At 55.5% G+C, this 3,681-nt stretch carries 4 protein-coding genes and 1 pseudogene; 2 read left to right on the forward strand and 3 right to left on the reverse strand.

From position 1 onward, the window contains the following. Together A9K71_RS32710 and A9K71_RS30825 are read right to left on the reverse strand one after the other, a co-directional pair. On the reverse strand, nt 1-200 hold a 200-nt coding region (locus A9K71_RS32710; protein ID WP_156752761.1), incomplete at its 3' end, for a helix-turn-helix domain-containing protein. A gap of 709 nt (nt 201-909) precedes the next feature. After that, complete coding sequence (locus A9K71_RS30825) at nt 910-1,203, reverse strand: hypothetical protein (RefSeq protein WP_082980686.1); 294 nt, start codon at nt 1,201-1,203, stop codon at nt 910-912. A gap of 122 nt (nt 1,204-1,325) precedes the next feature. Between A9K71_RS30825 and A9K71_RS32715 the strand changes: the two are divergent. Further along, nucleotides 1,326-1,571 (forward strand): annotated as a pseudogene (locus A9K71_RS32715) (hypothetical protein); the annotation flags it as partial. Between the two features lie 83 nt (nt 1,572-1,654). Here the strand turns inward: A9K71_RS32715 and A9K71_RS24530 are convergent. Then, the gene (locus A9K71_RS24530; RefSeq protein WP_067002241.1) at nt 1,655-2,476 is read right to left on the reverse strand and encodes a sterol desaturase family protein; all 822 of its coding nucleotides are present in this window, start codon (nt 2,474-2,476) and stop codon (nt 1,655-1,657) included. An 85-nt stretch (nt 2,477-2,561) separates the two neighbouring features. Here A9K71_RS24530 and A9K71_RS32185 point away from each other — a divergent pair, with 85 nt between their 5' ends. Next, complete coding sequence (locus A9K71_RS32185; protein ID WP_067002243.1) at nt 2,562-2,939, forward strand: hypothetical protein; 378 nt, start codon at nt 2,562-2,564, stop codon at nt 2,937-2,939. Nucleotides 2,940-3,681 lie beyond the last annotated feature (742 nt).

Raw genomic sequence — 3,681 nt, forward strand, 5'->3', positions numbered from 1 at the left:
CGATGCGGATCGAGCTTGGAATGGCGGCGGCCACCACTGGCTTTGGGCGCCAGGCTCTCGGTCTCTCGATAGTTCCTCATCAGGATAACGACGAACGAAACCGACACCTCAAAATGTGCCGCCGCCGGACGCCGAGAATGGCCCGCCTCGACAAACCGCACAACACGTTCACGCAAATCGAGCGAATAGAGCTTGGGCATGGCAAATCACCTCCACAAGGAAGTGAATCACAAACCTTACATCAGCGGAATCCTTCGCGATTCAATCTGATGGTCCGACGCTCTAGCATGCTGCTGAATACCTAACCAACGATAGACTACTGATCCACCTTGGCGAGGCGGTTCGATGCGCGGGAGCTCGTGATCACCAGGCGGGAAGTCGATGTTCGGGGACAGCAATAGGATCGAACCGTCTCGTCACGCATGGCGGGACGATCGCTCCAGAGGAAGCATTCGGTTCTGCCACACAGCATTGGCCAGGCAAAATAGCTTGCGTTGCGCAGATAAAATGCCCTGATCCTGCCATTCCTCCATGGACACGTGGGCGGGGAGAGATCTCTTACAACCGGCAGCGAAGGGAGGTTCAGCCCAATGAGCGGGGTAGTGCATAAAGAAGTAATCCGGTGTCATCGGCGACCGCCGCTGACCTGTTCGATGCACTTGCACACAGCACAATTGCGTTTTCGCGCCGCAACCCCGAGGCGAGCTTGTAATTTTTCGCTTTTGCTGGGTTTGACTCCAGGGTCCGAGATATGAACCGGACTGGCTTCACCGCCGGTCCGCTTGTCCTAAGAATGCTACAAATTTCTGACAAGCCTAAGCCGGCCAGGGGCGCTGCGTCTTTAACTGGGCTGATGTTCACGCTTCGTGCTTCTAAAGTCAAGGCTTCCGCCAAAGATGACCGCCGATGCTAAAAGGCCTTGCTCGCCGGCGGCGTTCGGAAAAGCCATAATCCGGCTTTTGCCTTTCGATTGTCCGACCGCGTCACTTCGATCGTTATGGGCCGAATAGACCGATTTCCCTTCGCTTTGGCCTTGTCTTCCCCCGCAGGCTTTCCTTCAATGGGGAAAAGCATCTCCGTTTGGCCTTCAGCACGTTTCCGCCCGCGCTTGCCCTGTATCGGGGTAGGAGCTATCGCTTCCGGTGGATCCAGCATGCCCGGCAGGTGCACAGGATATGCCTGAAAGAGTTGGTCGATGGTCACGATCTGAATTCTTTGAACCTTCTTTGATGTAGGGCCGCATCGGAAGGTGTAGTAGCGGCTTCGCGCACCATTGGTCCGGTCGGCGGATTGACACAGACAAGTACGCCAATCTCCGCATCTGCTACCGGGCTGGGCTTCGCGTCGCCACCACTCTCGCCGAGTCGGCGCTGAACCCAGTCGTCGGGAAACGTATGGTCAAGAAGCAGCAGATGCGCTGGTCGCTTCACTGTGCGCATATGCTCATACAGGTCCGGGCAGCGGAGATTAACAGCGAACTTCTTAACCGGCTGCGGGCGCCTTTCCGACAGCCAGAACTGAACATGCCTCCAATATTCAGGCCCAAAACGCCTCTTCTACGCGCCGCCTGACCCCGGAGAAATTACTGGTCTCGATTGAGGCGTAAGCCTCTACTCGTCTAATCCCTGGCCTCCACAGCATTCCCGACTTTGAGTTAACGCCAGCGACGTCGATCGAATGGGAACATAATGTAATCCCGCGCGGTCAGCGGCTCGGGCTGGTTTCGCATGCCAACCTCCGGCCACTCATTCTTTTTTGGCCAGTATGCCGTTAGAAAAATCGAATCCCAGATGGTTGTGAAAAACCCATAGTTTCGGCGCTGGTGATGCGGTTCCATCGAGTGGTGGATGCGGTGGAATTTGTTGTCGCCAATGATGTATCGAAGCGGCCCAAGATTGATGCGGGTACTAGAGTGCGAAAGATGGGCCTGGAACGTAATCAGCGTCATGGCAACGATGGGCACTACGCCAGATTCAAAATGGAGCAGAGCGAGTGGCAGTGCTACCAGCGCTGCGTAAACGAGTGGTTCGGAGATGTGATGATTGCAATTCCATGCCGTCAATTCGCGGATCGAGTGGTGCGTAGCGTGAAGTCGCCAGAGGAATGGAACAGCATGCTGAGCGCGGTGCATCCAATAGTAAAAGAAATCGCCAGCAATCGCGACTAAAACCCCGGAAAGGACCGCAAATCCACTGTTGAGGATTGCGTTGTCAGAGTGTAGCACCGTTGCGAAATTGATCGTTACCAGCGGCTTTACTCCTAGCCAAGCCAGACCAACTGCGAAGAAGTGCCAAACAAACGCACCCAATCCGAGCCGAATCAGCCAATTTCGCACGCCGCGAGCGTATGAGGTAAGACTGTATCGATAGGCCGGAGAGGTGAACTCCAGCGCGGCGCAAATGGTGGCGAAGATCACCACTAGCTTGAGCGATTTCACGAGGATCTGCGATATCTGATAAAAATCGAGAACTTGCATTTGTTTGCTCCGGCGAATCGTTCAAGCTGCGCCAGCTTCAGGTCGGAACATCGAGGCAGTCATTTTCGTCATCAGGGCGAATCCGATGGTTAGTCGATCTCCGGCGCGGCCCAATAAATTCGAGGTCGGCACCCAAATCTATCTCCGCGCAGAACCCTTAGCGGTCATGCAATTTGCTTTTTCAACGGTGATTATTCCGTGCACGCAGGGCATCGCGGAAGCGGACTATGCGGGGTTCTCCTGGATTGGTAAAAGCGATTGTTTGGATGAGACGTATCTGTTTCCTAAATGGTCGGAAAAGCCCTTGGGCGAGTTGGCTTTCCCGAGGCGACAGACCATGCGCCAGTGTTGGGCGGCTCACGGTCGCGTCGGCCCCATTGATCCCGTGAGCCTGAAAGACATGCTTGGCGATATCCAGGCCAATTGTGGTAATCTTCTCCATGGACGGCTCTCCCTTATGTGACTTTCGACAGCCACACTTTGGCACACTGCGATGCCGGGAGCGGAGGCCGTCCACATCTGGTCAGATGCGGGCTGCATCGTGATGCTCACAAATCAGCAGCTCGGCGCGCAGGGTGTCGACGAGGGTCATCGCGACTTGCTAATGCAGGCTTTTCGGGGAAGTCCGGGTCGTGCGCGATGATTTCGACAATGGCATCGCCGATTTAAAGCAGGTCACATTTCACCATCAATGGCTTTCTTGGTTCGCCACCGACCCCGGCTTTCTTCCATGCCGGCCGGCCGAAGTCTGGTCATAGAAGGGTGTTGCGCGTCCTTTTGGCGCCGGGTATCAAGGTGCGGCGAGCCTGCCTCGCGCCGCAAATCGTCGGCTCTGTCAGTCCTCTCCCAAGTGAACTCGGGCTCTTCGCGACCGAAATGACCATAGGTCGAGGTCTATGCGGTAAATCGGGGCGTAAGAGATCAAGCATCTTAATAATGCCTTTCGGTTTGAAATCGAACAACTCAGAATGAGCTGCTCGATCCTTCTTTCCTCGACCCTTGCTGCCCCGAAAGTATTGACCATGACAGAAACCGGACTGGCCACGCCGATCGCGTAATCAAGCTGCACCTCGCAGACGTCCGCGAGTCCGCTAGCCACTATATTGGGGTCGGAACAAGATGGGGTGGTTGCCGCCCATCTCAGACGGCATCAAATGTGCCAAATAGTGGGTGGACCCCACCCCATCTTGTTCCGACCCCAATAT

The sequence above is a fragment of the Mesorhizobium sp. WSM3873 genome (genome assembly GCF_001672445.1).
Lineage (GTDB): Bacteria > Pseudomonadota > Alphaproteobacteria > Rhizobiales > Rhizobiaceae > Mesorhizobium.